The sequence below is a fragment of the Tepidibacillus infernus genome, assembly GCF_048898065.1.
Lineage (GTDB): Bacteria > Bacillota > Bacilli > Tepidibacillales > Tepidibacillaceae > Tepidibacillus_B > Tepidibacillus_B infernus.
Genome location: NZ_JBLWFI010000034.1, coordinates 1 through 288, shown reverse-complemented (window position 1 = coordinate 288; position 288 = coordinate 1). Strand labels below are relative to the sequence as shown.

At 40.6% G+C, this 288-nt stretch carries 1 rRNA gene; it reads right to left on the bottom strand.

The features are described from left to right. Positions 1–96 (bottom strand): 16S ribosomal RNA (locus TEPIDINF_RS14880); the annotation flags it as partial. Positions 97–288: the final 192 nt, after the last annotated feature.

The window sequence follows — 288 nt, the reverse complement described above, 5'->3', positions numbered from 1 at the left end:
AGGAATTAGAAGCAAGCTTCCAATTCCTCGCTCGACTTGCATGTATTAGGCACGCCGCCAGCGTTCGTCCTGAGCCAGGATCAAACTCTCCATAGAAACTTTTAATGTTTTAGCATTTAGAGTTTCTCGTCCTGTGATTCAGCTACATAAGCATCATCACAAGGGCATAAAAAGTTATCCTTAACTCTAATAAATTGATTAGGTCCACATTTCTGTGGTACGCTTGGCTTTTACACTGTTCAGTTTTCAAAGAGCAATCAAAGTTTCAATTAGTGTGTCGTAACAGCG